This window comes from Klebsiella sp. EMBS2024, assembly GCF_036233805.1.
In the GTDB taxonomy this organism is placed as follows: Bacteria; Pseudomonadota; Gammaproteobacteria; order Enterobacterales; family Enterobacteriaceae; genus Klebsiella; species Klebsiella pneumoniae.
Genome location: NZ_JAZARW010000001.1, coordinates 696,361 through 697,399, shown reverse-complemented (window position 1 = coordinate 697,399; position 1,039 = coordinate 696,361). Strand labels below are relative to the sequence as shown.

The window sequence follows — 1,039 nt, the reverse complement described above, 5'->3', positions numbered from 1 at the left end:
GCGAGCAGGGAAACTCCCTGATGGCGGCGCGCTGCGCCTTATCCGGGCTACNATACGTAGCCCGGCTAAGCGTAGCGCAAGCCGGGGAAACAGCGGCTTCTTAGCCCAGCACCGCGGTGCCCAGACGACAGGTGCAACAGCGCCGCCCCTTCTCGTCATACACCACAATCTCCCAGCTCTGGCTCTGGCGACCAAGATGCAGCGGACGGCACTCGCCGCGCACTTTCCCGCTGGAGACGGCCCGGTGATGGCTGGCGTTAAGCTCAGTCCCGACGACGCACTGCCCTTCTTCGGTCATCAGCCAACCGGCCATCGAGCCCAGCGTCTCCGCCAGCGCCGCGGAAGCGCCGCCGTGCAGCAGGCCAAACGGCTGATGCGTGCGCGCATCCACCGGCATCTCCGCCTCCAGCAGCCCCTCTTCCAGTCGGGTGTAGATGATGCCAAGATGCGCCACCATGGTATTTTCGCTGCTGGCGTTCAGCGCCGCCAGCGTAAGCTCTCGCTTCCAGGCCATTTACGCCCCCAGCGTCGAGCCGCCATCAACCACGATATCCTGCAGGGTGATATGGCTGGCGTGAGAAGAGGCGAGGAACAGAATGGTATTGGCGATCTCCTGCGGGCGGGCGATTTTACCCAGCGGGATGCCGAGCTTAAACTGCTCGCCGAAGCCGCGGATCCGCTGCTGCTCTGCATCGTCGCTGACCCACAGGGTGCGCTGCATATCGGTATCGGTGGAGCCCGGCGACACCAGATTACAGCGCACCCCGCAGCCCGCCAGCTCAAGCCCGACGGTCAGCGCCAGGCTTTTCAGCGCCGCCTTCGAGGCGCCATAGGCGCTCATGCCGATGCGCGGCGTGTGCGCGGCATCGGAGGCGACGGTGACGATCGCCCCGCCCCGCTGGCGACGGAACTGGGCCATCGTCTGCTGAAACAGATTAAACGCGCCGCCGACGTTGACCGCGAAGGTCTGCTGCCAGTCTTCCGCGCTCAGCTGGTCGGTAGCGCCCATGCGCAGGATCCCGGCGGCGTTCACCAGCAC

At 65.8% G+C, this 1,039-nt stretch carries 2 protein-coding genes; both read right to left on the bottom strand.

The window, feature by feature from the left end; all coding sequences use genetic code 11:
• Nucleotides 1-100: 100 nt before the first annotated feature.
• Complete coding sequence (gene entH / locus VZP09_RS03150; protein ID WP_002893892.1) at nucleotides 101-514, bottom strand: proofreading thioesterase EntH; 414 nt, start codon at nucleotides 512-514, stop codon at nucleotides 101-103.
• The coding region (entA, locus tag VZP09_RS03145) for a 2,3-dihydro-2,3-dihydroxybenzoate dehydrogenase EntA (RefSeq protein WP_328794891.1) at nucleotides 515-1,039 on the bottom strand (525 nt) is incomplete at its 5' end.

What these genes read in the sequence shown, in the direction of transcription:
- entH (WP_002893892.1), bottom strand. Translation starts at nt 514, where the DNA reads ATGGCCTGGAAGCGAGAGCTTACGCTGGCGGCGCTGAACGCCAGCAGC.